This window comes from Mycobacterium florentinum, from assembly GCF_010730355.1.
GTDB lineage: Bacteria > Actinomycetota > Actinomycetes > Mycobacteriales > Mycobacteriaceae > Mycobacterium > Mycobacterium florentinum.
The window spans coordinates 2,079,903-2,105,139 of sequence record NZ_AP022576.1; the positions used below are offsets into that span (position 1 = coordinate 2,079,903).

Genomic DNA, 25,237 nt, shown 5'->3' on the forward strand with positions numbered 1-25,237 from the left:
CCAGTTATCAATCATTCTGCTGGTATATGTGTTCGGCCCCAACGGATTTAGTCGCTGTGGGCGATTGTTCGCGGCGCAGCAGCTCGATCTCGGCGGCGAGGTCATCCAGCGTCTTGGCCGCGGCGTCCGGGTGAGTCTCCTGATGCCGGACGGCGCCGAGGAGCAGCACGGTGTCAACCAGGATCCATGCGGCGAACACGAACACGATCAGCCACCAAGCGAGCAGACCGTTCCATGCAAACGGACCGGTCTTGAAGAAGTAGATGAACGCGGCGGGGAAGAACATCATCACAATCCAGAAGTTGAAGTAGCCGGCCCAGCGCGGGAAGGCGGGGACCGGCCGAGCGTCCTTGAGAATCGCGGCGCCCATGACGAAGCCTTGGATCACCGCGGTGGACAGGATGCCCAGGAACGGCAGCCAGGCAAGGTCATTGAGACGCTGGATAATCTCGGGGTCACCCTCGGGCCGGAATGCGGCTACCTGCCAGAAGGCGCACGGGAAGATCAACTCGAGCACCAAGCACGCCCCACACATGATCATGGTGTAGGTCAACGGCGAGGTTCGGCCCTCGATCCGCTTCATCTGAACTGCCCACGCCGCGCACCATGGGAGCATCAACGCTCCCGCCAACATGTTGATGAGCATGCCGATGCGGATGCCAGAGGTGTTGCCCGCAAAGAATTCCTTGATCTCCTGCGGACCCAACTGTGGCGACGGTGGCGGGACGAAACGAGCGATGCCCCAAAAGCCGAGGAAGAACAAGGCTACCCACGCGAATCCGAGGTAGGCGCTGACCTTCTGCGTACGAATCCCCACGAGCTCTTCTCTCCTCCCGGCCGCGATGCCACGTTCTCGCGCTCTCCATCGGAGCGCGCTAAAAGGCTACTCCGTGCCGAAGGCAAAAACCGTTGTCGAATCGTAGGTCTGGCCCGGGTTGAGCGTGGTGGCTGGGAAGCTCGGGTGATTCGGCGAATCCGGGTAGTGCTGGGTCTCCATCGTGAATCCCGCGCCCTGCCGGTAGACATGCCCGCTAGTGCCCGCGAACGCCCCGTCGATGAAGTTGGACGTATAGAACTGCACACCGGGCTCGGTTGTGGAGACGGTCAGGGTGCACCCCGTCTGCGGATCCTCGGCCCTGGCCGCTTCCACCAGCCCGGTGTTGTTGCCGCGGTTGATCACCCAGTTGTGGTCGTAACCGTGGGCCAATAACAGCTGCGGGTCATTCGCGGTGATACGCGCGCCGATCGGGGTCGGCGCGGTGAAGTCGAACGGTGTGCCCCGCACCGGGGCGATCTGGCCGGTCGGGATCTGCGTGGGGTCGGTGGGCGTGTAGTTGTCGGCATGGATGGTGACCCGCTGGCCGTAGCTGTCGAGCGTGTCCTCGCCGGCCAGGTTGAAGTAGCTGTGATTGGTCAGGTTGATCACGGTCGGCGCATCGGTGGTCGCACGGTAGTTGATGCGCAGTTCGTTCCGCTGGTTCAGGGTGTAGGTGACGGTGGTCGTCAGCGTTCCCGGGTAGCCCATTTCGCCTGCGGGACTCACATATTGGAGCTTCAGGCCCACGCTGTCGTTCGTGTTCTGCTGACTGGCCTGCCACACCTTCGTATCGAAGCCCGCGGTGCCGCCGTGCAGGCTGTTGCCGTTATTGTTGATCGGCAGGTGATACTCGTTGCCGTTCAACGAGAAAGCGCCCTTGGCGATCCGATTGCCGTAGCGGCCGACGATCGCGCCGAAATAAGTCTTGGCTGATCCGGTGTTGTCGAGGTAACCGGCCAGGGTCGGGAAGCCCAGCACCACATTGCCGACATGCCCGGCGCGATCGGGGACCTCGATCGACTGAATGATGCCGCCGTAGGTCAGGATTCGCACGCGCATGCCGTGCCCGTTGGTGAGCGTGTAGCGGGTCACCGGCGTCCCATCCACCTGACCGAACGGCTCGCCGGCGATCGACGGCGGCTCCGCGGGTGTGGTCGTCGTGTTGCTGCATGCCGCCAAACCCGCGACACCGGCGACGGCGATCAGCCGAAGCAGTCGATTGCCGCCCACGGGCGCTCCCTCACACTCGTTCTGCGCGCACCTGTGCGCCAGAATTACGCCCACTGAGGCTAATGCCGGCCATCGGTTGACGTATGAAAAAGGGCCGCATCTCCGCGACCCATTTGTCGAGCTGCCGGGAATCAAGGACCTTGTGCATCAGTCTCGGTTTGGCTGCTCAAACCACAGCAGACCGCCCGGCTCGGTTGAGCCTATGCCGTATCCGGCTAGCCACAAGCCGTAGTCCGTCTCATAGCGGTCGACCGAACCCACGGACATGTCGACTGCGGGGTACGGATTGCTGTCCTCAGGCTCGCCACGGTGTGCAGCAGCCCGGCCAATGCAAAATGGGCAGCCGTCATGATCATCGAAGAACTCCAGTGCCCGTCCGGTAATCCGCACCTTCCTGCCGTCGGGTAACTCGAACTCCGCGTCGTCAGCATCCTGGTCGTCGTCCATGCCGCTATCGTCGCAGCCACCACCGACGAAAAAGGGCCGCATCTCTGCGGCCCTTCGGTGGAGCTGCCGGGAATCGAACCCGGGTCCTACGGCATTCCCTCAAGGCTTCTCCGTGCGCAGTTCGCTATGCCTCTACTCGGATCTCCTGATCACGCGAACTAGCCAGGACGACGATCCCAGTCGCTGTTGGTGTCCCGATGAGTCCCGCGACCGAACTCATCGGTGGATCCCTCTAGCTGATGCCGGGGTCCGGGGCGAGGGCGTTCCCGGTCCGACAGACTAGCTTCGCTTAGGCAGCGAGAGCGTAGTCGCGCTGATGAGAATCGGCGCTTATATGGTTGCAACGACGCTTACGGTGGTCTCTTGCCTGCACCGGCACGCTTCCCTTGATTCGATGCGCGAAGTCGAAACCGTTCAGCCCCTTGTCTTGTGTTTTCGCACATCCCTGCCGCTTTTCGGCAGGACACTCCATTGTACGGCCCTACCAACCAGCGGCAACGGAATTATCTTCCCGGGCCAGGCTGCGGTCAGATCACAAAGTTCAGCCGCTCGACGATCCGCGCCGCAACATCCCTGTCACCACCGAGTTCGATGTCCTGCGGGCGCGCCGGGCACATCGGGCGCCCGCCGGCGAGCCTGGTGAACTGCAGGGCGTCCACCCGCACGGTCGCCGTCGGCTCCTGCCCGCCGAAATCTGCCACCACCTGGGCGCGCCCGTCGACACTGACCCGGATGCTGCGCGCCAGCGGACCGGTCAGGTCGAAAAGGATGCGGGAACCGTCGGGCGCCTTGGCCAGCTTGCCGACGACGAAGCCCAGGGTGGCCGCGACCTCGTCCAGCGACAGTCGCGAGGCAGCACCTTCCAGCTCGGCGTCCGACGACGGACGCTGAATCGCCAGGCGGATGTCCTGCTCGTGCATCCAGCAGTCGAAGACCCGGATCCGCATGAACCGCCCGTAACTCTCGGGACCCGCGGGCGTGATGGTCTCGGCGTTCCAAACTTCCTCGGACATGTCCTGCAGGACCTTGCGGCGTCCGTCGGTTACCGAGCGGTATTGCTCCAGAACGCTGCTGCCGGATTGCGTGCCGAGGTGGCGCACCCAGCACTCGTTCATTGCCCCTATGTCGTTGCGCACATGGTCGAGCGCCTTGACGTCGATGTCCGGTTCGGGCGCGGCGATGCCCGAGAGGAACGACTCGGTGCCGATGACGTGCGACACCACACCCTGCACGTCCCAGCCCGGCAGCGGCGTCGCCGCCCGCCACTGGGCCTCGGGCAACCCGGCGAGCAGCGCATCGATGGAGTCCCACACCGCGAACAGACCGTTGAGCACATCGGACTTGTCGAGAACGGTGACAACACGTGCGGCCATGGTCGGATGCTAGGCCGATTAACGGCCCAGCGTTAGACCCAGCCGCGCCAAAATCAGGCCGGCGATCGTCAGCATGCCCGCCACCGCGACCGTCCAGACAAACGCGCCGAAGGCCGTCACGAATGCGCCGAGGGCAATCACCAGCAATGCATGGATGAGGCGGGCGACGACAAAGCCCCGCCCCCGCAACACCGACACCAGCACCGAGCGGGGTATCTCGCGGAGCAGGCGACCCAGAATGAAGATCAGCGCCGCGGTCACCAATCCGGTCGCCCCGCGCAGCCCCACGGTGGAATGACCGTCGTGCTGGGTGAACCCGACAATTTGGGTCAGGATCGCGAGAACAGTCGCGACGACCGTCAGCCGCCGCAACATTTTCGCCAGCACGGCGCCGATATTCCTGCGGACGAGATCGCCCAGCGCCGGGTCGCTGCCGGCGGCACCGAGAAACCCGCGCAGGGCGTGGCCGAAGTTGCCGCGCTGCAGCCGATTGACGGCCATATTGTTCAGCGCGGCGGCGTGGTTTGCATCCAGCGCCAGCGCTTGCCGGTAGGAGTCCGTCGATTCCCGGATACGGCCCATGTCATGCAGGATCGAGCCCCGCAGCACCAGCCCGTCGGGGCTGGCCGGGTCGAGCCGCAACGCCTCGTCGACGACCACCAGCGCGGAATTCAATTGGCGGGATTTTTGCAGCAGCCGTGCGTAAACCCGATGTTGCAGAGGCTCATTCGGATGAGTTTCCACTCCCTGCCACGCCATCCAGAGCGCGTCACCGTGACGACCGAGGCCATCGAGCGACAACGCATAGATCCGCATGGCCAACTCGTGCTGCGGCGTGGCGGCAAGTGCGGCGTATGCGCTGCGCGAAGCACCGTCATAGTTTTCCAGCAGGTATTCAGCGCGAGCGTGTTGCGCCAAAAGGCCGGGATCGCTTGGGTTTTGCGCCAGGGAACGGCGCAGAATATCCCGTGCGCGTTCGTAATTCTCGGTGTCGAAGTACGCCTCGGCAATATGAATGGCCTGGTCGGCTTGGTTGACACCGGGCTCCGATGCCATCGACGGCTACCGAATTTTCCTGCGCCGCAGGTATTTTGCCAGATCGTCGTAGGTTCCGTCGTTGTTACCGAATTCGACGATGTTGCGCGCGACTTCGAACCACGGCCCGGTGCTCGGACGGATCTGCGCCGCCGCTTCGTCCACATCGGCCATCGTCACCGGGCGAACCTGCCCGCTGCGCATCGACGCCGACATCGCCAATTGCGTTGCGCTGTCGCATACATGCGCCAGGTCGGCGCCCGAAAACCCGTCGGTGCGCTTCGCGATCGACTTCAGGTCGATACCCGCCACCGGCCGATCTTTGAGGTGCGAGCGCAGAATCCCCGTCCTGGCTTCGGCGTCGGGCAATCCCACGAAGATCATCCGGTCGAACCGGCCGGGCCGCCGCAACGCGGGGTCGACATCCCAGGGCGCATTGGTGGCACCCAGCACATACACCCCGTCGTTGGTGGACGTCGCCGAGTCCATTTCTTCGAGCAAGGTGTTGACGACCGGCCGCATCCCGGAGCTGCCGCTCAACGCCGAACGCCGATGCCCTAACGCGTCCAATTCGTCGAAGAACAGCACGCACGGAGCGTTGCGGCGAGCGCTGTCGAAAACCGAACGGATGCTGCGTTCACTCTCCCCGAACCAATGGTGCAGAACATCGGCGATTCCCACCTGATAGAAGTTCGCCCCGAGTTCACCCGAAATCGCTTTGGCGATATAGGTTTTGCCGCAGCCGGGTGGCCCGTACAGCAACAGGCCACCGCGTGCCGAGACCTTGTACGCCTTCATCAGCTCGGGATTGCGGATCGGGCCGAGCAGCGAAAGTTCAATTTGGCGTTTGACATCGGCCATGCCCGCGACATCGTCGAGGCGTACCGCGCTGCGCTCCAGGACGTCGAAGTCGCCTTCGTTGACGACATCGGCGGGCGCGTCGACGAAAGCCGGCTCGATGATGTCGGCGACTTGCCGCTCGGCGCTGGACCAATCGAACTGCGCGTCGCCGGCTGATCGCCCGGTCACCGGCGTCCCCTCGGTGGCCGGCTGCGCAGGCGCCGCGAGCGCGGTGCTGCAGCGCTGCACCAGGCTCAGCGCGTCGGCGTTGCCGGCGTCTTGGCTCAGCGCCGCGCTGCAGTGGCCCAGCGCCTCCGCGTAGCGCCCCCGGTCGGCCAGCAGGCCGGCCAGATGCAACCGCAACTCCACCCCGTCGGGGCTGCGTTCCACGGCAGCGGACAGCTCCCGAATAACCGGGTCTTCACCCAACGTTTTCTCCCGACCTAGTCCCGCCGGGACCATAGTAGGTCGCGCCAGCGAAGTTAGTTGGCGGCGATCATGGCCACCGACCCCATGGCCAACACCATGCCGATCCCCTGCCAGCGGGTCACCCGCTCGCGCAACACCATCATCGCCAGGACGACGGTGGCGGCCGGATACAGCGAAATCATGATGCTGGCCAACGACAGCAGCCACGACTGCAGCGCTATCAACTGGGTCACGAGGGCACAGATGTCCAGCAGCGCAATGGCCAACGCCAGCTTCATCGATTCGCCCCGCGGCAGCCGCAGATTGCGTCTCGAGGCGGCCAGCACGGTGATCACCACGGTGGCCGACAGCCGCGCGAACATCAGCGGCCAAAGCTTGGAGTCGTGCGGTGACTGGTGCAAGAACACCAGGTCCAGCCCGAACGCACACCCGGCGAAAATCGTGAGCCAGGCCACTTTGGGGGTGAACCGGAACTGTGTCTTGCCCTCGACCGACGCCTCACGGCTGACCAGCATCACCGCGATGACGGCCAGCACGACCCCCGCCGACGCAGCTGGGCCGGGCCTCTCCCCCATCGCGACCCCGACGGCCACGGGTACCGCGGCATTGAGCACGCCCGCCAGCGGCGCGACCACCGAGATGGGGCCGGAACCCAGCGCCGCGTAGAACGCCCACATGCCGAACGCCTGACCGACGCCGTAGAGGCAGCCCCAGAAGATCGCGCCGGAATGGATCGGACCTCCCGCTGCGAGAGCGATCAGGCCCAGCAACAGAGCCTCGAGCGGGTACGCGGCGAGCATTACGCGCAGCGCCGCGACCCGCCGAGCTGCCACGCCGCCCATAAAATCGCTGACCCCGTACGAGACGGCGGACAGCTGCGCGTAAGCGGCTCCGATCAGTTCATACCCTTTGCTCGGCGACCCAGTTCACGTAGTACTTCACGCTGGGCGTCGCGGCGCGCCATGTCCTGGCGCTTGTCATGTGCTTGCTTGCCTCGCGCTAGTGCGAGTTCGACCTTGACCTTGCCCTCTGAGAAATACAGCGAGAGAGGAACTAGCGTCAGGTTACCATCTCGGATTTTTCCGATGAGTGTGTCGATTTGTCGCCTGTGCAACAACAGCTTCCGATTGCGACGCGGATCATGGTTTGTCCAGCTACCGTGTTCGTACTCGGGAATGTGCAAGTTACGCAACCACACTTCGCCGTCGTCGACGGTCGCGAACGCATCGGCCAGCGAGGCTTGTCCTTGCCGCAGACTCTTCACTTCGGTACCGACTAAAGCCACTCCGGCCTCGAACGACTCCAGGATCGAATAGTTGTGCCGCGCCTTGCGATTGGAGGCGACAATCTTTTTGCCGCCCTGCTTGCCACCAGTCGCCTTGCCCCCGCTGGACTTTCCGGCCACAGCTAACGCCGTACGTACAGGCGCAGCGTCGCGTAAGCCGTCAAGCCCGCCATCGACACGCCGAGCAGGAACAGAATCGGAGAGATGTAAAGGATGTCGGCGTAGTCAACGCGAGCGATCAAATTGGCTTGGTAGAACTGGTTTAACGCGTTGTCCAGGAACAATGCGCGCACCACGAGCAAACCGCCAATCGCAATCGCCACACCGAGGGCCGCCGCGAACATCGCCTCCACCAGGAACGGCAACTGCGTGTACCAACGACTGGCCCCCACCAGCCGCATGATCCCGATTTCGGTACGCCGCGTATAGGCCGCAACCTGAACCATGTTGGCAATCAACAGAATCGCGCCGACAGCCTGCACCAATGCGACGGCGAACGCGACATTGCTCAATCCGTCCAAGACCGCGAACAGCCGGTCGATCAGGTCTTTCTGGTTGAGAACCGAGAGCACTCCGGGCTGTCCCTGCATCGCAAGGTCAAAGTCCTTGTGCTGCTCGGGATTGTTCAACTTGACGATGAACGACGCGGGAAAGGAATCCTTGCCCGCAACGTCCTTGTACTGCGGGAACTTTCGGATGGCGTCGTCGTAGGCATCCTGACGATTAAGGAAGCGAACCGATTTGACGTCATCGCGGCCCTCGATCTTCGTGCGCAACGCCTTGCACGGATTGGTGCTGCACGCCGGGTCGTTCGCGGATACGTCTTCGGTGAGAAACACCTGCGTCTCGACGCGGTCGAGGTAGATGGCGCGGGAGTGCTCGGCCAACCGAACCACCAGCAGACCACCGCCGAACAGCCCGACCGAAATCGCGGTCGTCAGGATCATCGCGACCGTCATCGTCACATTTCGACGAAGACCGGTCAGGACCTCGTTGAGCAGGAAGCCGAAGCGCACTAGCGGTCCATCCCGTAGACGCCGCGCTGCTCGTCGCGCACTAGCCGGCCCAGCGACAACTCCACGACGCGCTGGCGCATCGAGTCGACGATGTGGTGGTCATGCGTCGCCATCAGCACCGTCGTCCCGGTGCGGTTGATCCGCTCCAGCAGATCCATGATGTCGTTGCTGGTATCGGGGTCCAGGTTGCCGGTGGGCTCGTCGGCCAGCAGGACCAGCGGGCGGTTCACGAACGCACGCGCGATCGCCACCCGCTGCTGCTCACCACCGGACAGCTCGTTGGGCAGCCGATTGGCCTTGCCGGACAGGCCGACCGTCTCGAGCACGTCGGGCACGACCCGATTGATCTGCTCGGCGCGCTTGCCGATGACTTCCAGCGCGAAGGCGACGTTTTCATACACCGTCTTCTGCTGTAGCAGACGGAAGTCCTGGAAAACGCAGCCAATCACCTGGCGCAGCTTGGGCACATGCCGGCCCGGCAGCTTGTTGACGTGGAACTTCGACACCCGCACGTCCCCGGTGGTCGGCGTCTCCGCGGCCAGCAGCAGCCGCATGAACGTCGATTTGCCCGACCCCGACGGGCCGATCAGGAAGACGAACTCACCCTTGTCGATTTTGACGTTGACGTCGTCTAACGCCGGACGGGCCGACGCTTTGTACTTCTTGCTGACATGGTCAAGGGTGATCATCACGGCACGCCAGTGTAGCGGTGAATTTCGCTGAACCGCGAAGATCAGCGCGCCGGTGGCGCCGATGTGGGCGACGGTCCCGGCCCCGGCATTGGCTGCTGCGGGGGTGGTGAACTGGGGCTGGAGCTGGGCGGACAGAAGGGCGGCGGCAGCAGGCAGGGCAGCTGGAACGGCGGCGGTGAGGTGGTCGTTGGCGGCGGTGGTTCCGTGGTGGTCGGCGTAGGCGGCACCGTGCTCGTCGGCGTCGGGGTGAACGTTTTGGTTGGTGCAGGATTCTCCACCCTGGTGCGGGGCACCCAGGTGTAGTTCGGGTCGGGCACAAAACCCGGCGGCACGACCTGCGGAGCGGCCGGCTTGGGAGCCGGCTCGGGGCGATTGGCGTCGTAAACCCACCAGACGGCGAGGAAGGCGAGGATCAGCGCCACCGTCGAGGTGCGCATGCGGCCGCCGAACACATAGCGCGGCCAGCGGCGGTCCTCGTCGCGGTTCTTCTCGAGGACGTTGAGGGTCAGCTTCACGGTTTCACCGACTCGTGCGCGATCTCGTGTGCTGCCTCGGCGGCCTGCGCGGCAGGGACGCCGGGGTCGTCCTCGACGACGCTCACCGTCGCCTCGGCGGTCGTGACGATGCCGGCGCGGCCGAGTGCCCGCATGACCAGCACCCGCAACTGGCGGCCCGCCTCGAACTGTTTGCCGGGCAGCGTGCGGGCCACCATGCGCAGCGTGACGGTGTCGACTTCGATGCTTTCCAGGCCCATCAGAGTGGGCGCGTCCAGTAGCAACTCACCGAGCAGCGGGGTGTCCATCGCGTGGTCGCACACCTCGTGCAAGACCTCGTTGACCCGGTTGAGGTCGGTGCTGGTCGAGACGGGGATGTCGACCACCGCGCGCGCCCAGTCCTTGGACAGGTTGATGGTCTTGACGATCTGGCCGTTGGGGATGGTGAACAACTCGCCGTCCGACGAGCGCAGCCGGGTCACCCGCAACGTCACGTTCTCGACCGTGCCGCGCGCCTCGGCGTTGATCCCAGCGACGGTCAATGAGACCAGGTCACCGAAGCCGTACTGCTTCTCGACGATGATGAAAAAGCCCGAGAGCAGATCCTTGACCAGCTGCTGAGCACCGAAACCCAGCGCGGCACCGATGACGGTGGCCGGCGCGACCAGACCGCCGACCGAAAAGTTCAGCACGTCGCTGATCTGGACCACGCCCCAGATCGCGATCAGCACGATCGACACCCACTGGATCACCGACGCCACGGCCTGGCGGTGCTTGGTCGCCTCCGAACGCACCAAGGCGTCGCTGGAGGCGAAGCCGACGTCGAGCTGTCTGGTGACCTGGTCGGCCACCCAGGTGACGCCGCGGACCGCGAGCACCGCGGCGATCAGCAACATCACGATGCGCAGGCCCTGGTCGAGGATCCAGCCACCGATGTGGCCGTGCCAAAAGCCGTGCCACTGCTGCGTCATCGAGAAGGCAAGAAGAGTTGTATTAGTCGTCATCTTTTCGGTTGCGCCACCGGATCCCCGCTTCCAGGAATCCGTCGATGTCCCCGTCCAAGACGGCCGCGGGATTGCCAACCTCGTACTCGGTCCGCAGATCCTTGACCATCTGATACGGATGCAATACGTACGAGCGCATCTGGTTACCCCAGGAGCTGCCGCCGTCCCCTTTCAGCGCGTCCAGCTCAGCACGTTCTTCTAAACGCTTGCGCTCCAACAACTTTGCTTGAAGAACCCGCATCGCCGCAACTTTGTTCTGCAATTGCGACTTTTCGTTCTGGCAAGTCACGACGATACCGGTTGGGATGTGGGTGAGTCGAACCGCCGAGTCGGTGGTGTTCACCGATTGGCCGCCGGGACCGCTGGATCGGTACACGTCGACACGCAGATCGCCTTCGGGAATATCGATGTGATCGGTGGTCTCCACGACCGGGAGCACCTCGACTTCGGCGAAGGATGTCTGACGCCGGCTTTGGTTGTCGAACGGGCTGATCCGCACCAGCCGATGGGTGCCCTGTTCCACCGACAGCGTGCCGTAGGCAAACGGTGCGTGGACTGCGAAGGTGGCGCTTTTGATCCCGGCCTCTTCGGCGTAGGACGTGTCGAACACCTCAACGCCGTACTTGTGTTGCTCGGCCCACCGGATGTACATCCGCATCAGCATCTCGGCCCAGTCCGCGGCGTCCACCCCGCCGGCGCCGGAGCGGATGGTGACCAGCGCCTCGCGCTCGTCGTACTCGCCCGACAGCAGGGTGCGCACCTCGGCGGCCTCGATGTCGGCACGCAAGGCCTTCAGCTCGGCGTCCGCCTCGGCCAGCTCGTCGGCGCCGCCCTCCTCGGCGGCGAGCTCGTAGAGCACCGGCAGGTCGTCGACCCGCTGGCGCAGCTGCTCGATGCGGCGCAGCTCGCCCTGGGTGTGCGACAACTCGCTGGTCACGCGCTGCGCGTTGGCCTGGTCGTCCCACAGTTTGGGATCGGAGGCCTCGTGTTCGAGCTTCTCGATGCGGTGGCGCAGACCGTCGACGTCGAGCACCCTCTCCACCGTGGTCAGGGCGGAGTCGAGGGCGGCGATATCGGCTTGACGGTCGGGTTCCACAGCCGACCACGTTACCGGCGCGCAGGTCGGCGGCGAATGCTCAGGTCGCGACGCGCAGCTCTTCGACAACCCGCCGGGGTTAACCGTCTAGCATCGAGTCACCATCATGTGCGCCCGCGACTGCGACGCCCAGCCCGTTCTCAGCCCCTTGCGTCGCAGCCGGGCACGGACAGAAGGCTTGGGTATGCGTCGATTTCATGTCGCCATCGTCGGCTCCGGACCGTCGGGGTTCTTCGCCGCAGCGTCTTTGCTGAAGGCCGCCGATACCTCCGACGAGATCGACGTCGCGATCGACATGCTCGAGATGTTGCCGACGCCGTGGGGGCTGGTGCGCTCGGGTGTCGCGCCCGATCACCCGAAGATCAAGTCGATCAGCAAGCAATTCGAAAAGACCGCCGCCGATCCGCGCTTCCGGTTCTTCGGCAACGTGGTGGTCGGCGACCACATCGAGGCCGCCGAACTCGCCGAGCAGTACGACGCCGTGATCTACGCGGTCGGGGCGCAGTCCGATCGTTCCCTCAACATCCCCGGCGAGGAGCTGCCCGGCAGCGTTGCCGCCGTGGACTTCGTCGGCTGGTACAACGCGCACCCGAACTTCGAGCAGATCTCCCCCGATCTGTCGGGGGCTCGGGCCGTGGTCATCGGCAACGGCAATGTCGCCCTCGACGTCGCACGCATCCTGATCACCGCCCCCGACGCGCTGGCGACCACCGATATCGCCGATCACGCGCTGGAATCGTTGCGTCCCTGCGGCGTCGAGGAAGTGGTGGTCGTCGGCCGGCGCGGACCGCTGCAAACCGCGTTCACCACGCTGGAGTTGCGCGAACTCGCCGACCTGGAAGGCGTCGACGTGATCGTCGACCCCGCGCAGCTCGACGGCATCAGTGACGAGGATGCCGAGGCCGCCGGCAAGACCACGAAGCAGAACATCAAGGTGCTGCGCGACTACGCCCACCGCGAACCCCGCCCGGGAAACCGCAGGATGGTGTTCCGGTTCCTGACGTCGCCGATCGAGATCAAGGGCGACGAGCGGGTCGAGGGAATCGTGCTCGGCCGCAACGAGTTGGTCGCCGACGAGAGCGGGCGGGTGTCGGCCAAGGACACCGGAGAACGCGAGGAGCTACCGGCGCAACTGGTCGTGCGCTCGGTCGGCTACCGCGGCGTGCCCACCCCGGGCCTGCCCTTCGACGAGAAGAGCGCGACCATCCCCAACACCGACGGCCGTGTTGCGGGCCGCCGCAACGAATACGTGGTCGGGTGGATCAAGCGTGGGCCGACCGGAGTCATCGGCACCAACAAGAAGGACTCCCAGGAAACCGTCGACACCCTGATCAACGATCTGACCGGCGCCGACGAACCGTCCGGATTCCCCGATGACCATGCCGACAAATTGGCCGGCTGGCTGGCCTCGCGCCAACCGAAGCTGGTCACCTCGGCGCACTGGGACATCATCGATCGCCATGAGCGTGCGGCCGGCGAACCGCACGGCCGCCCGCGCGTCAAACTGCCGAGCCTGGAGAAGCTGCTACGGATCAGCCACGGCTGATCGTATCCAATAGCGTTGGGGCTGGGCTTGATTCAGCGCCTGACGACAACGAGGCCCGCGCCGGCGAGCAACAGGACGATCGCTGAGGCGATGGCCCACCCGGCGCCGGCCAGCCACCAGACGATGCCCAGCACCGCGAGCGCCGGCGACACCGCGAACAGCACCAGGACCGGGTGCTGCCGGATCACTGCAAGTGCACTTCTCGCCCGGATCGGGTCGATCTCTTTGCCCGCCATGGCTAAAGAATGCCACCTGGCACCCACAATGCAAGAAGCAAATGGATCCCGCGCCGATCCGGCACCACAACCGCTTTCGCCATCTAGCCCGCGGGGGCTTCGGGCGGGGCGAACTTCCAATTGTCGGGATTCTTCGAGGAATACACCACCTGATGCAGCTCGCCCATGCTCGGCCACTGGTCGACGTCGACCGCCATCCGCCAGTAGACGGGAAACTCGTTGACGGTGGGCCCGTTGATGACACCGGCGATGGTGACGTATTGCTGGCCGGTGACGTCGGGCCGGGGGCTTACGCCGGTCACCAACAACGTGCCGCTGAGGAGCTCGCCGCGCGGGCCGCGCGGAATGAACCGCTGGGCAAGAAATCCCCCCAGTACCGCGACGAGCAGAAGCAGCAGACCGAATTCCCACACGCCGCCATCGTAGGACGACCGGCACCACGTTCGGGTGAGTTGACCTAGGACCCTACTGTCGCACTTGGATTCGCCGTAGCGTCGACCTCGAACCGCCGAGGAAAGGTGAGGTCGATGACTGATGAGCCCGCGGTCGTCTTGTCCGAAGACGAGAGTTGGCGCAGGTTGGGCGGGGTCGCCCTGGGCCGGCTGGTGACGAGTTTCGCCGGCGAGCCCGAGATCTTCCCGGTGAACTATGCGGTGCAAAACCGAACCGTGCTGTTTCGCACGGCCGAGGGCACCAAGTTGTTTTCCGCCGTCGGGCACAGCGTGGTGCTGTTCGAAGCCGACGACCATGACGTCGCGCAGGGCTGGAGCGTGATCGTCAGGGGCCGCGCCCGGGTGCTGCGGACCGCCGCGGAGATCGAGGAAGCCGAACGCGCCCAGCTGGTGCCGTGGACCGCGACCGTCAAGAAGCACTACGTCCGGGTGACCCCGACCGAAATCACCGGGCGTCACTTCACCTTCGGCCCGGAACCCGACCCGAACGCAAGCTTTGCGTGATCCGGTCAGCCCGCGAGCAGCGCGTCGAGTTCTTGCGCGTCACCGCCGGTCAGCCGCCGGTGCATCGCCCACGCGATCCTGGCGGCCTGCACTTTGGCCCGCTCGGCCGCCGGCCCCCGATACATCTCGTCGACGGTGTTGTGCCAGACGGTCAGCCAGCGCACAAAATGCTTGCTGGACAACGGAGTTCGTCGGTGAATGACACGGTGAACGGTGAGCGCACTGCCACGATAGCGGCCCGCGCGAAACAGCACGGTCTCCCAGAAGTCGCACATGACGGGGATGTGCGCGTCCAATCCCTCCGACCGCAACTGCGCGAACGGCTCGATCAGTACCTCGTCGATCAGCACCCGGTCATAGAAGCGACGCAACAGTGCCTCGACGTCGGCGCGATCGACCAGATCGTCCATCGTCACACCACCAGGGACAACGGTCCGCGCGCGTAATGAGCCTTGCGCCGTTTGCTGATGGCCACCAGGCGAGCCACCGCGGCTTCGATCCCGCGAGCCAGCTCGTCGACATCGGCTACCCCGTCGTAGTCGGCGAGAATTCCGATGAACAGGTCGTCGGCATAGCTGAGCATCGCGACACCGGTACGCAGCTGCATCGCGATCGGCGGGACCGGAAACACACCCAGCACCTTTTTGCCCATCACTCGCAGCCGCCGCCGCGGACCGGGAACGTTCGTGGCCACGGTCACAACACCGCGCTGCGGCAGCCGTGTCAACAACCCGAGCGCCCACGCGGTGAACGCGAACGGGACATGATTTGCCATGGACACGAACGCATTTCCGGCCTGCCGTTGTCCGCCGGCCTTCGTCCGGTCCAATCGCGCATGCACGGCCCGTAGCCGCCGGACCGGATTCTCTTCGTCGATCGGCAACTGTGGCAGCATCACCGAAACCCGGTTGTCGGTCTTGTCGAACGCATCGGTAGACCGCATCGACACCGGCACCAAGGTGCGCAATGAACCGGGCTGCAGCCGCTCGCCGCGCCTGACCAGCAGATTGCGATAGCTTTCCGTAATCGCCGCTAACGCAACATCATTGATGGTCACGTCGAAAGCTCGGCACACCTGCTCGACGTCGGCCAGGGATACCCGCGCGCCGCTGTATCGGCGCAAATCGCTGATCGGCCCGTTCAAGGTCGACGGAGCCGGACGCAGCAGACCGAGCGCGATCTCCGCGGCGCCCTGGGCCGCTCGCGCGACGCCCGCGGTCACAGAGGCCGACATGCTCCACAGCCCGCCCAGTATCGCCAACGGGTTGACCTCCACTGCAGGTCTTTTCGCTTCCTTCGCGGCCCTGACGTGCCGGGCAAAAGTGTCACCGACGCCGTCATCGCACAGCCCGGCGAGCATGTGCGTGGCCGCGATCCCGTCGGCCATGCAGTGATGAATCTTGGTCAGCATCGCCCAGCGTCCGTCGCTGAGACCTTCGATCACCCAGATCTCCCACAACGGTCGATCCCGGTCCAGACGCCGCGCCATCAAATCGGCGACCACCCGGAACAACTCCGGATCATCTCCGGGCTGTGGCAGCGCCACGCGCCGCACATGCCGGCCGATATCGAAGCTCGGATCGTCCACCCATTGCGGAGCGCCGAGGTCGAACGGCCACAACCGCAGCCGCTGTCCGAACCGCGGGCAGGCGCGAATCCGCTCGGCGAATTGCGACATCAGCGCGCTCTGGTCTGGCGCCGGGCCTTCGATGACCGCCAGGCCGCCGATGGCCAGGCTGACCCGCGGATCGGCGTCTTCGGCTTTGAGGAAACCGGCATCGAGTGTGGTCAGGCGGTTCATGATTAGCGACCCTCCGAGCTACGTGAGGCTTATCTGCAACCCGCAGTTACATCATCTCGCCGCAAGGTGTTTCGTGTTAGGGCCAAAAGTCCCTTCGTCGCGGGGTCCGGATTCACTACAGTGCGGACCCCGAAGCCCCTGTGCCCCAGGGGCATTGGCCCCAGATCAGTGCCATTGGTCCCTATTGATCAGATCCGGCGGGCAATACTGTTGCCTCCGCGGCACAACCAGCATTGGATGTTTATGTGGCGTCGCCACGCTTCGACGCCGTGAGGGCTCATCGTCCGACAGAAAGGTCGTCGAAATGGCCACTGACCAGAGCGTCCAACAGAAATCCTCGCAGCCCCTGATCGGAAAGGGATGGCTCCAGGGTGTTGCGCTGGTCATGATCTTCGGTTTTCTCGTGATGGGCATCCTGGCCTATCGCACCTATACCGCGGCAATGCCCATGCCGGACAAGGTGGTCAGCGAATCGGGCCAGGTGTTGTTCACCGGCGACGACATCACCCGCGGCCAGGAACTGTTCCAGTCCCGCGGCCTCATGCAGTACGGGTCGATCCTGGGCCATGGCGCCTACTTAGGACCCGACTACACCGCCGACTACCTGCGCATGGCAACCGACGACGTGGCCGATCAGCTGCGCGCGCAGGGTATGGCGGATCCGCGCGATCGGGTGGTCACCGAATTCCGGACCAACCGCTACCACGCCGATACCAAGACGCTGGTCTTCACCGACCGCCAGGCCGCGGCGTTTGACCACATTCAAAACCACTACGCGGCTTACTTCGGCGAGAACTCAACCAAATACGGGCTGCTGCCGCAGTTCATCACCGACAAGGCACAAATCCGTGACTTGACAGCGTTCTACGCCTGGACGGCATGGGCTGCGGCCGCCGAGCGCCCCGGCCACCAGTACAGCTACACGAACAACTGGCCGGCCGAGAAGCGGGTCGACAACGGTCCCACCGCCGCGGTGATCGTGTGGTCGGCGTTGTCGCTGATCGCACTGTTGGGCGGCATCGGAGTCATGTTCGCGATCTACGGACGGTGGAGTCAGCAAGTCGGCTGGCACAGCGCCGAGGCATCCAACCTGTCCTTCCGCCAGCCCGGCGAGGTGAGCCTGACACCGGCGCAACGGGCCTGCATCTGGTTCTTCGCGGTGGTGTCGGTCTTATTCCTGGCGCAGACGCTGCTGGGCGCGGCCGCCGAGCACTACCGTGCCGACTTGTCGACGTTCTTCGGTCTGGATCTGGCTCGGATGCTGCCCTACAACCTGGCCCGCACCTGGCATGTGCAGCTGGCGCTGTTCTGGACCGCCGCCGCATTTCTCGCCGGCGGTATCTTCCTGGTGCCGTTCATCGCCCGTCGCGAGCCGAAACGTCAGGGGCTGCTCGCTTATGTGCTGTTGGGCGCGGTCGCACTGGTGGTGTTCGGCTCGCTGATCTCCGAAGCGCTGTCCATCTACGGCGTCATCCCCCCGGGCGGGCTGTTCTCGCAGCAGTGGGAGTACCTCGACCTGCCCCGGTTGTGGCAGATCCTGCTGATCGTTGGGCTGTTCGTGTGGATCGCGATCATCTGGCGTGGCATGCGCGCCCGGCTCAAAGGCGAATCGAAGTTGAACATGCCGTGGTTGTTCTTCTTCTCGGGGCTGGCGATCCCGGCGTTTTATGCCGTCGGGCTGCTCGCCGGTAGTGACACCCACTTCACGGTCGCCGACTTTTGGCGGTTCTGGGTGGTGCACCTGTGGGTCGAGGACTTCCTCGAGCTGTTCACCACCGTGATGGTGGCCTACATGTTCGTGCTGCTGGGCGTGGTGCGCGAGCGAATTGCGTTGGGCGTCATCTTCCTTGACGTCATCCTGTATTCAGCGGGCGGTGTCATCGGCACCATGCACCACCTCTACTTCTCCGGAACTCCAGTCGAGCACATGGCACTGGGCGCCTTCTTCTCGGCGGCCGAGGTGATCCCGCTGACCTTCCTGACAGTCGAGGCGTGGGCGTTCCTGCAGCTGGGTGCGCGCCAGCAGTCGGGTGACGCGAACCCGTTCCCGCACCGCTGGGCCGTGATGTTCCTGGTCGCGGTCGGTTTCTGGAACTTCCTGGGAGCGGGCGTCTTTGGGTTCTTGATCAACCTGCCGGTGGTGTCCTACTACCAGATCGGGACCGCGCTGACCGCCAACCATGCGCACGCGGCGATGATGGGCGTGTACGGCATGCTCGCCGTCGGCCTCGCGATGTTCGCGTTCCGCTATGTGATTCCACCGGACAAGTGGCCCGAAAGGCTGGCCCGAATCTCGTTCTGGTGCATGAATATCGGGCTGGCGTGGATGGTGTTCGCCACCTTGTTGCCGCTGGGTGTGCTGCAGCTCTACCACTCGGTCGGCGACGGGTACTTCGAAGCACGATCACTGGGCTACATCACCAAGCCCGGCAACGCGGTTCTCGAATGGCTGCGCCTCCCTGGCGATGTCATCATGATCGTCGGAGGTGTCCTGCCCTTTGTCTGGATCGCGTGGACCGCGCTGCGCCACTTCCGTTCCGGTACGACGGTCGAGGAGCTGCCCGAGCACGCGCTCTACGCCGAGGTCGGACCCACCGCGCCGGCGAAGGACTGATCGATGTCACCGCCGGCCACGTCGGTGTGGCTGATCGCCGGGTATTCCCTGGCACTGGTGGCCATCGGCTGGAGCTTCGACGCGATGGCCCGGCACGCGTCGGCGCGCGCGGCGGGGTGGCGCACCGGCCAATTCGTATACCGCCCCGACCACGACGCATGGGTGTGCCCACAGGATCACTGGTTGTGGCCGAGCTCGTTCGATCCCAAACACCGGGTGATGCGGTACCGCGCTTTGCCCGTGGTGTGTAACAGCTGCCCGGTCAAAGCGAATTGCACGACGTCGGATCACGGCCGCGAGATCAGTCGCGATATCGACCCGTGGCCGCATTCGGATGCCGGACGGTTCCACCGCGGGATCGCTTGCTGCGTAGCCGCATTGGGAGTGATCCTACCGCTGGCCACCTTGGTGGCCAACCATTCCGTCAGCGATCTGCTGGTGCTGACAGGAACGATTCTGGTCGTGGTGGCGCTGGGCCTGCCGCTGGCCCGCCACCTGTGGAACACGCCGTCCAACGCGCCCGAGCACCTACCGCACCGCACCGCGATCGAGGACCAGGTGGCCGCCGCGATCGACCGGTATTCCACCCGCTGGGGCAGCTGGGAAGGCAAGAAGGAGAAGGCAAAGTGACTGGACTGGCAATCGCGATTCTCGTCGTGATGATCGTTGTACTGGTCGTCGTTGCGTGGTGGTCGCTGACGGTGCTGCGTGAATACGAGCGCGGGGTGGTGTTCCGGATGGGCCATGTCCGCCCGCTCTACCATCCCGGGCTTCGGCTGCTGATCCCTTTGGTGGACAAGATGATTCGGGTCGACCAGCGGCTGGTGACATTGACCATTCCGCCGCAGGAGGTGATCACCCGCGACAACGTCCCGGCCCGCGTGAACGCCGTCGTGATGTTCCAGGTGATGGACCCGTTGAAGGCGATTCTGGCGGTCGAGAACTACGCGGTCGCCACGTCGCAGATCGCCCAGACAACGCTGCGTTCGCTGCTGGGCCGCGCCGATCTCGACACGTTGCTGGCACACCGCGAAGACCTCAACAGTGACCTGCGCACCATCATCGAGAAGATGACCGAGCCGTGGGGCGTCGAGGTTCGGGTGGTGGAGATCAAGGACGTCGAGATACCCGAGTCCATGCAGCGGGCGATGGCCCGCGAGGCGGAGGCTGAGCGTGAGCGCCGCGCCAAAGTCATCAACGCTCGCGGGGAACTGCAGGCCTCCGAGGAGCTGCGCGAAGCGGCCGAGACGCTGTCGAAGAGCCCGGCGTCATTGCAATTGCGGTATCTGCAAACGCTGTTGGAGCTGGGAGCCGACCAGAACTCGACAGTGGTGTTTCCCCTCCCGGTCGATATCATCACGCCGTTTCTGCGCAACCCCGAGGCGCTGAAGGGTGTCGTCGACAACTTCAATCACCGGGGATGACGGGCGCCGCGAGCGCCGTGGTAGGACTGCTGGCATGAGTCAGGACGATCTCGCGTTGGCGATGACGCTTGCCGACCGTGCGGACGCACTGACCCGCGACCGGTTCGGCGCGCTCGACCTGCGGATCGACACCAAGCCGGACCTGACCCCGGTCACCGATGCAGACCGGGCGGTCGAGGCCGAGGTACGTGAGGTGCTGGGCCGCGAGCGGCCCGACGACAGCGTCGTCGGCGAGGAGTTCGGCGGGACCACCACATTCACCGGCCGGCAGTGGATCATCGACCCGATCGACGGCACCAAGAACTTCGTGCGCGGGGTTCCGGTGTGGGCCAGCCTGATCGCACTGCTCGACGACGGCGTCCCGGTGGTCGGCGTCGTGAGTGCACCTGCGCTGCAACGTCGGTGGTGGGCGTCGCGCGGCCAGGGCGCCTTCGTCTCGGTCGACGGCGCCGGGCCGCGACGCTTGTCGGTTTCCTCGGTGGCGCAACTGGATTCGGCGAGTCTGTCGTTTTCCAGCCTGTCGGGTTGGGCCGAACGCGGCCTGCGGGACCGCTTCATCGAGCTGACCGACGCAGTATGGCGGGTGCGCGCGTATGGCGACTTCTTCTCGTATTGCCTGGTCGCCGAGGGGGCCGTCGACATCGCGGCCGAACCGGAAGTCTCGGTGTGGGATCTGGCCGCGCTCGACATTCTGGTGCGCGAGGCGGGCGGAACGTTCACCGGCCTGGACGGCGTCGCGGGTCCACACCGCGGCGATGCGGTAGCGACAAACGGCCTGCTACACGAGCCAGTACTGCGCAGCCTCGGTGTGAACTAGCTAACAAGCGCTCTTTATCTTACTCCGGAGTAAGATAGGTTCTCGACTGCATCGCCCCAACTACAGAGGCTGCTGAAATGACGGACACTGTCTCCGGCTCAGATACTTCCAGCCCGCGCAAAAAACGGCGCGGCCGCAAGACCGGTGTCGGGCTGCAACCGCACCGACGCACCGGGATTGACATCACCCTGGCGGTGCTCACCCCGCTCGTCGGCCGTGAGTTTCTGGACAAATATCATCTGCGCGACCCGCTGAACCGGGGCCTGCGCTATGGCACCAAGACGATCTTCTCCACCGCCGGCGCCGCGTCCCGGCAGTTCAAGCGGGTCCAGAACCTGCGCAGTGGGCCCACCCGGCTGAAGTCCAGCGGCAAGGACTACTACGACCTGAGGCCCGACGACGAACAGAAGATGATTGTCGAAACCCTCGAGGAATTCGCCGAAGAGGTACTGCGGCCCGCGGCGCCCGACGCCGACGAGGCGGCAAGCTACCCGCCCGACCTGATCGCGAAGGCCGCCGAACTCGGCATCACCGCCATCAACATCCCCGAGGACTTCGAGGGCATCGCCGCGCATCGTTCCAGCGTGACCAACGTGCTGGTGGCCGAGGCGTTGGCCTACGGCGACATGGGCTTGGCGCTGCCCATCCTGGCGCCGGGCGGCGTGGCATCGGCGCTGACCCACTGGGGCAGCGCGGATCAGCAGGCCACCTATCTGCCCGAGTTCGCCGGCGAGAATGTCCCACAGGCCTGCGTGGCCATCGCCGAACCACAACCGCTGTTCGACCCCACCCGGCTGAAGACCACCGCGGTGCGCACGCCGAGCGGATACCGGCTCGACGGCGTGAAGTCGTTGGTCCCGGCTGCGGCCGACGCCGAGTTGTTCGTCGTGGGAGCGCAACTGAACGGCAAGCCGGCGCTGTTCATCGTCGAGTCGGGCGCCAAAGGCCTTACCGTCAAAGCGGATCCGAGCATGGGAATTCGTGCGGCTGCCCTGGGCCAGCTCGAGCTCACCGGGGTCTCGGTGCCACTGAATGCCCGGCTGGGCGAAGACCACGCCACCGGTGAGGACTACTCCGAAGCGATCGCGCTGTCCCGGCTGGGCTGGGCGGCGCTGGCCGTCGGCACCTCACACGCCGTCCTCGACTACGTCATCCCGTATGTGAAAGAACGCGAGGCATTCGGCGAGCCCGTCGCCCGCCGTCAGGCCGTGGCGTTCATGTGCGCCAACATCGCCATCGAGCTCGACGGGCTGCGGCTGATCACCTGGCGCGGCGCGGCGCGTGCCGAGCAGGGCCTTCCGTTCGTCCGCGAAGCGGCACTGGCCAAGCGGCTGGGCGCCGACAAGGGCATGCAGATCGGCCTTGACGGCGTGCAACTGCTCGGCGGCCACGGCTATACCAAGGAACACCCCGTCGAACGGTGGTACCGCGACCTGCGGGCCATCGGGGTCGCCGAGGGCGTCGTAGTCATCTAGCTCCGCACTAGCGAAAGATCAATCATGGCAATCAATCTGGAACTGCCCCGCAAGATGCAAGCGGTGATCGACAAGGCGCACCAGGCCGGCGCGGAAATGATGCGACCGATCGCCCGCAAGTACGACGTGCACGAGCACGCCTATCCGGTGGAGCTGGACACGCTGGCGAGCCTGTTCTCCGGAGCCGCCGAATCCAATGCCGTGGGGCTCGCCGGGGCCGAGGCCTTCCGCAGCAGCGAGAGCAAGGAAGAAAACCGCAACGGCTCCAACATGGCGGCGGTGCTGCAGACGTTGGAAGCCAGTTGGGGCGACGCGGCGATGATGCTGTCGATCCCGTATCAGGGCCTGGGCAACGCGGCGATCAGCGGTGTGGCCACCGACGAGCAGCTCAACCGGCTGGGCCGGGTCTGGGCCGCGATGGCCATCACCGAGCCGAGCTTCGGATCCGACTCGGCGGCGGTGTCGACGACCGCCAAGCTGGACGGCGACGAATACGTCATCAACGGCGAAAAGATCTTCGTCACAGCGGGTTCGCGCGCCACGCACATCGTGGTGTGGGCGACGCTGGACAAGTCGCAGGGTCGCCCGGCCATCAAGTCGTTCATCGTGCCGCGCGAACATCCCGGCGTCAGCGTCGAGCGACTGGAGCACAAGCTCGGCATCAAGGGCTCCGACACCGCGGTGATTCGGTTCGACAACGTGCGCGTCCCCAAGGACAACCTGCTCGGCAATCCCGAAATCGAATCGGGCAAAGGGTTTTCCGGCGTCATGGAGACCTTCGACAACACCCGGCCGGTCGTCGCCGGCATGGCCATCGGAATCGCCCGGGCCGCCTTGGAGGAACTGCGCAAGATCCTGACCGAGGCCGGGGTGGAGATCGACTACGACCGGCCCGCACACGCCCAATCCGCCGCGGCGGCCGAATTCCTGCGCATGGAAGCCGACTGGGAATCCAGCTACCAGCTGACGCTGCGTGCGGCGTGGCAAGCCGACAACAAGATCCCCAACTCCAAAGAAGCGTCGATGGCCAAGGCCAAGGCCGGCCGGGTGGGCACCGACATCACCCTGAAGGCGGTCGAATTAGCCGGTACCACAGGCTATTCGGAGCAAACGCTGTTGGAGAAGTGGGCACGCGATTCGAAGATCATGGATATCTTCGAAGGCACCCAGCAGATTCAGCAGCTGGTGGTCGCCCGCCGGCTGCTGGGTCTGTCGTCCGCCGAACTCAAGTAGCGATCGGACGCGGCGGGCCGGCGTCGTCGCGCCCGAGCAGGTCGAGCTGCCACCACGCGACGTCGTGCCAGGCGCCCAATTTCCACCCCACCCGCCGGTAATGACCCGCCGGCGCAAAGCCGAACGCCGCATGCAACGCATTGCTGGCCTCGTTGGGTTGCGCAATGCCGGCGAACGCCTGACGAAAACCCCTCTCCGCCAACCGATGTAGTAATTCGGTGTAGAGCATCCGGCCGCCACCCGCGCGTCGCCGATCCTGGGCGAGATAGACGGTCGTCTCGACCGCCCACCGATAGGCAGCACGCGGATTGAACTGTTGCGCATAGGCATAGCCGACGATTTTTCCGTCCGCCTCGAGCACCAGCCATTCGTGCATCGCCAGCGCCCTTTCGATGCGCTCGGCCATCTCCGGCGCCGTCGGCGCGTCGGTCTCGAACGAGATCGCGGTGTCCAGCACGTAGGGCCGATAGATTTCCGCACACGCCGCGGCGTCGGCCGCGGTCGCGCGTCGAACGCGCATCAGGCAGCGACTGCGTTCAGTTGCTCGCGGGTGTCCCCGTCGAGCTCGATCGAAGCGACATCCAGATTCTCCTCGAGATGCCTCAGCGAGGAGGTACCCGGAATCAGCAGCACGTTGGGCGCCACACTCAGCGTCCACGCCAGCGCGACCTGCGCGGGTGTGCGCCCGAGTCGCTTGGCGGCACCCTGTACCAGCTCATGACTGAGCACCGGGTTCGGCTGAACGAACGCCGCGCCCAACGGGAAGAACGGAACGAACGCGATTCCGCGCCGGGTGCACTCCTCCAGCACCGCGGCGGAGTCCCGGTGGATCAGGTTGAAAGCGTTTTGCACACAAGCGATCTCGGTGCGATCCAGGGCATGCAGCAGGTGCTCGCGGTTGATGTTGCTGAGCCCGATCCCACCGATCAGTCCCTCGTCACGGGCCTCGATCATGACCGAGAGCTGATCGTCGAACAGCTGGTCGGGGGCGTCGCTCTCGAACAGACGCAGATTTACCGCGGCCAATTGGTCGACGCCGAGCGTCCGCAAGTTCGTCTCGATGTCGCGGCGCAGGTCCGCCGGCTCCTCGATCGGCAGCCAGGCGCCGGCGTCGTCGCGACGCCCGCCGACCTTGCTCACCAACGCCAGGTTCTCCGGGTACGGGTGCAGCGCCTCGCGGATGAGCTCATTGGCGACGTCGGGGCCGTAGAACTGGGCGGTGTCGACGTGGTTGACGCCGCGTTCGACGGCCCTGCGCAACACCGCTAAGGCCTCGTCCCGATCGCGCGGCGGCCCCATCACACCAGGACCGGGCAGTTGCATCGCCCCAAACCCGACACGGGCAACCGAATAGCGGCCAAGCGGAAAGGAATCCAT

At 65.0% G+C, this 25,237-nt stretch carries 27 protein-coding genes and 1 other RNA gene; 8 read left to right on the plus strand and 20 right to left on the minus strand.

The window, feature by feature from the left end:
- Window positions 1-7: 7 nt before the first annotated feature.
- The 14 genes from G6N55_RS09680 to prfB all read right to left on the minus strand — a co-directional run bounded on the left by G6N55_RS09680 (window position 8) and on the right by prfB (window position 11,758).
- The gene (locus G6N55_RS09680; RefSeq protein WP_085225871.1) at window positions 8-817 is read right to left on the minus strand and encodes a hypothetical protein; all 810 of its coding nucleotides are present in this window, start codon (window positions 815-817) and stop codon (window positions 8-10) included.
- A gap of 66 nt (window positions 818-883) precedes the next feature.
- Window positions 884-2,047: an aldose epimerase family protein gene (locus G6N55_RS09685; protein WP_085225869.1), complete on the minus strand. Its 1,164-nt coding sequence runs from the start codon at window positions 2,045-2,047 to the stop codon at window positions 884-886.
- Between the two features lie 147 nt (window positions 2,048-2,194).
- Window positions 2,195-2,494, minus strand: coding sequence for a hypothetical protein (locus tag G6N55_RS09690; protein ID WP_085225867.1), 300 nt, complete (start codon window positions 2,492-2,494; stop codon window positions 2,195-2,197).
- Between the two features lie 55 nt (window positions 2,495-2,549).
- Window positions 2,550-2,916, minus strand: a transfer-messenger RNA (tmRNA) gene (gene ssrA, locus G6N55_RS09695).
- A gap of 105 nt (window positions 2,917-3,021) precedes the next feature.
- A complete protein-coding gene (locus tag G6N55_RS09700) occupies window positions 3,022-3,867 on the minus strand; it encodes a maleylpyruvate isomerase family mycothiol-dependent enzyme (protein ID WP_085225865.1) in 846 nt (281 codons plus the stop codon).
- 18 nt (window positions 3,868-3,885) lie between these two features.
- A complete protein-coding gene (locus G6N55_RS09705) occupies window positions 3,886-4,923 on the minus strand; it encodes a tetratricopeptide repeat protein (RefSeq protein WP_085225863.1) in 1,038 nt (345 codons plus the stop codon).
- Window positions 4,924-4,929: 6 nt separating this feature from the next.
- A complete protein-coding gene (locus tag G6N55_RS09710) occupies window positions 4,930-6,171 on the minus strand; it encodes an ATP-binding protein (RefSeq protein ID WP_085227003.1) in 1,242 nt (413 codons plus the stop codon).
- A 53-nt stretch (window positions 6,172-6,224) separates the two neighbouring features.
- Window positions 6,225-7,013: an EamA family transporter gene (locus tag G6N55_RS09715; RefSeq protein ID WP_085225861.1), complete on the minus strand. Its 789-nt coding sequence runs from the start codon at window positions 7,011-7,013 to the stop codon at window positions 6,225-6,227.
- A 53-nt stretch (window positions 7,014-7,066) separates the two neighbouring features.
- Complete coding sequence (smpB, locus tag G6N55_RS09720) at window positions 7,067-7,576, minus strand: SsrA-binding protein SmpB (RefSeq protein ID WP_085225860.1); 510 nt, start codon at window positions 7,574-7,576, stop codon at window positions 7,067-7,069.
- Window positions 7,577-7,578: 2 nt separating this feature from the next.
- Window positions 7,579-8,472 carry a permease-like cell division protein FtsX gene (gene ftsX / locus G6N55_RS09725; RefSeq protein WP_085225858.1) on the minus strand — a complete coding sequence of 298 codons (894 nt, stop codon included), beginning with the start codon at window positions 8,470-8,472 and terminating at the stop codon, window positions 7,579-7,581.
- Window positions 8,472-9,161 carry a cell division ATP-binding protein FtsE gene (gene ftsE, locus G6N55_RS09730; protein ID WP_085225856.1) on the minus strand — a complete coding sequence of 230 codons (690 nt, stop codon included), beginning with the start codon at window positions 9,159-9,161 and terminating at the stop codon, window positions 8,472-8,474. Before ftsE ends, ftsX begins: the two co-directional genes overlap by 1 nt.
- A gap of 44 nt (window positions 9,162-9,205) precedes the next feature.
- Entirely contained in the window at window positions 9,206-9,679 is a 474-nt protein-coding gene (locus G6N55_RS09735; protein WP_085225855.1) for a hypothetical protein, read from the minus strand.
- Complete coding sequence (locus tag G6N55_RS09740) at window positions 9,676-10,662, minus strand: mechanosensitive ion channel family protein (RefSeq protein WP_232078962.1); 987 nt, start codon at window positions 10,660-10,662, stop codon at window positions 9,676-9,678. Before G6N55_RS09740 ends, G6N55_RS09735 begins: the two co-directional genes overlap by 4 nt.
- Complete coding sequence (prfB, locus tag G6N55_RS09745) at window positions 10,652-11,758, minus strand: peptide chain release factor 2 (RefSeq protein WP_085225851.1); 1,107 nt, start codon at window positions 11,756-11,758, stop codon at window positions 10,652-10,654. The genes G6N55_RS09740 and prfB overlap by 11 nt, the downstream gene beginning before the upstream one ends.
- A gap of 184 nt (window positions 11,759-11,942) precedes the next feature.
- On the opposite strand from prfB, the gene G6N55_RS09750 reads away from it, so the two are divergent.
- Window positions 11,943-13,304, plus strand: a complete 1,362-nt coding sequence (locus G6N55_RS09750; protein WP_085225849.1) for an FAD-dependent oxidoreductase — start codon at window positions 11,943-11,945, stop codon at window positions 13,302-13,304.
- A 32-nt stretch (window positions 13,305-13,336) separates the two neighbouring features.
- On the opposite strand, the gene G6N55_RS09755 is transcribed toward G6N55_RS09750, so the two are convergent.
- The gene (locus tag G6N55_RS09755; RefSeq protein ID WP_085225847.1) at window positions 13,337-13,540 is read right to left on the minus strand and encodes a hypothetical protein; all 204 of its coding nucleotides are present in this window, start codon (window positions 13,538-13,540) and stop codon (window positions 13,337-13,339) included.
- Between the two features lie 83 nt (window positions 13,541-13,623).
- On the minus strand, window positions 13,624-13,953 hold the full coding sequence (locus G6N55_RS09760; RefSeq protein WP_085225845.1) for a hypothetical protein: 330 nt from the start codon (window positions 13,951-13,953) through the stop codon (window positions 13,624-13,626).
- A gap of 114 nt (window positions 13,954-14,067) precedes the next feature.
- Here G6N55_RS09760 and G6N55_RS09765 point away from each other — a divergent pair, with 114 nt between their 5' ends.
- Entirely contained in the window at window positions 14,068-14,496 is a 429-nt protein-coding gene (locus G6N55_RS09765; RefSeq protein ID WP_085225843.1) for a pyridoxamine 5'-phosphate oxidase family protein, read from the plus strand.
- Between the two features lie 5 nt (window positions 14,497-14,501).
- On the opposite strand, the gene G6N55_RS09770 is transcribed toward G6N55_RS09765, so the two are convergent.
- On the minus strand, window positions 14,502-14,906 hold the full coding sequence (locus tag G6N55_RS09770) for a group III truncated hemoglobin (protein WP_085225841.1): 405 nt from the start codon (window positions 14,904-14,906) through the stop codon (window positions 14,502-14,504).
- 2 nt (window positions 14,907-14,908) lie between these two features.
- Window positions 14,909-16,297, minus strand: a complete 1,389-nt coding sequence (locus tag G6N55_RS09775; protein ID WP_085225839.1) for a WS/DGAT/MGAT family O-acyltransferase — start codon at window positions 16,295-16,297, stop codon at window positions 14,909-14,911.
- 304 nt (window positions 16,298-16,601) lie between these two features.
- Here G6N55_RS09775 and G6N55_RS09780 point away from each other — a divergent pair, with 304 nt between their 5' ends.
- The 6 genes from G6N55_RS09780 to G6N55_RS09805 all read left to right on the plus strand — a co-directional run bounded on the left by G6N55_RS09780 (window position 16,602) and on the right by G6N55_RS09805 (window position 23,860).
- On the plus strand, window positions 16,602-18,911 hold the full coding sequence (locus G6N55_RS09780; protein ID WP_085225837.1) for a nitric-oxide reductase large subunit: 2,310 nt from the start codon (window positions 16,602-16,604) through the stop codon (window positions 18,909-18,911).
- A 3-nt stretch (window positions 18,912-18,914) separates the two neighbouring features.
- Window positions 18,915-19,541 carry a hypothetical protein gene (locus G6N55_RS09785; protein WP_085225835.1) on the plus strand — a complete coding sequence of 209 codons (627 nt, stop codon included), beginning with the start codon at window positions 18,915-18,917 and terminating at the stop codon, window positions 19,539-19,541.
- The gene (locus G6N55_RS09790; RefSeq protein ID WP_085225833.1) at window positions 19,538-20,335 is read left to right on the plus strand and encodes a slipin family protein; all 798 of its coding nucleotides are present in this window, start codon (window positions 19,538-19,540) and stop codon (window positions 20,333-20,335) included. The genes G6N55_RS09785 and G6N55_RS09790 overlap by 4 nt, the downstream gene beginning before the upstream one ends.
- 34 nt (window positions 20,336-20,369) lie before the next feature.
- Window positions 20,370-21,152, plus strand: coding sequence for a histidinol-phosphatase (gene hisN, locus G6N55_RS09795; protein WP_085225831.1), 783 nt, complete (start codon window positions 20,370-20,372; stop codon window positions 21,150-21,152).
- Between the two features lie 77 nt (window positions 21,153-21,229).
- A complete protein-coding gene (locus G6N55_RS09800) occupies window positions 21,230-22,627 on the plus strand; it encodes an acyl-CoA dehydrogenase family protein (RefSeq protein ID WP_085225829.1) in 1,398 nt (465 codons plus the stop codon).
- Window positions 22,628-22,651: 24 nt separating this feature from the next.
- A complete protein-coding gene (locus G6N55_RS09805; RefSeq protein ID WP_085225827.1) occupies window positions 22,652-23,860 on the plus strand; it encodes an acyl-CoA dehydrogenase family protein in 1,209 nt (402 codons plus the stop codon).
- Here G6N55_RS09805 and G6N55_RS09810 read toward each other — a convergent pair.
- On the minus strand, window positions 23,853-24,380 hold the full coding sequence (locus G6N55_RS09810; RefSeq protein ID WP_085225825.1) for an arsinothricin resistance N-acetyltransferase ArsN1 family B: 528 nt from the start codon (window positions 24,378-24,380) through the stop codon (window positions 23,853-23,855). The genes G6N55_RS09805 and G6N55_RS09810 overlap by 8 nt on opposite strands.
- On the minus strand, window positions 24,380-25,237 hold the full coding sequence (locus G6N55_RS09815; RefSeq protein WP_085225823.1) for an oxidoreductase: 858 nt from the start codon (window positions 25,235-25,237) through the stop codon (window positions 24,380-24,382). The genes G6N55_RS09810 and G6N55_RS09815 overlap by 1 nt, the downstream gene beginning before the upstream one ends.